The sequence below is a fragment of the Vibrio sp. 2033 genome, assembly GCF_033339735.1.
In genome coordinates, this window is the sequence record NZ_JAWOVC010000632.1 from 1 (window position 1) to 570 (window position 570).

1 protein-coding gene is annotated in these 570 nt (G+C 46.0%); it reads left to right on the forward strand.

Annotated elements, in window-relative coordinates:
• Positions 1 to 15 precede the first annotated feature (15 nt).
• Positions 16 to 570: sensor histidine kinase N-terminal domain-containing protein (locus R7P74_RS28190; RefSeq protein ID WP_318123976.1), on the forward strand; the 555-nt coding region annotated here is incomplete at its 3' end.

The window sequence follows — 570 nt, forward strand, 5'->3', positions numbered from 1 at the left end:
GTGTGGGGTACATTCTTGAAAAATAAAAAACCTTACTCCATTAAACGCCAACTGACGCTCTCGGTTGGCTTGTTAGTCAGTGCGCTTTTGCTTATTTCTTTGTACTTCAGCTTTCAATCAGCCAAACACGAAGTCGAAGAAGTTTATGACGCTAGGCTTGGGCAATCCGCTAAGCTGATGCTGCTGACGCTGTCCATTTCAACCGAAACGGACACTCTCGCCAACCACAGAGAGCTATTCGACCAGTGGATGAAAAACATCGATTCTTTGGCAAAGAGCGACGAAGACAAAGCCACCAAATTTGGTCACCCCTACGAACAGAATCTCGTTTTTCAATTCTACCGTGACAACAAGTTGATCTGGAGTTCCACTCCGAATCTGCGCTCTCTTTCTTCTTCTTTTGATAACAACGGCTACGCCGACATTACCAAAGACGGCGTACAGTGGCGCACTTTCCAACTCTCATTACCACAGACCGAGCATGAGAACGAATACGTTGTCGTTGCTGAAAAGCAGAAGATACGTAAAGAGATCATCCATGAAATCGCTCTGTCGACGTCCATCGAACAG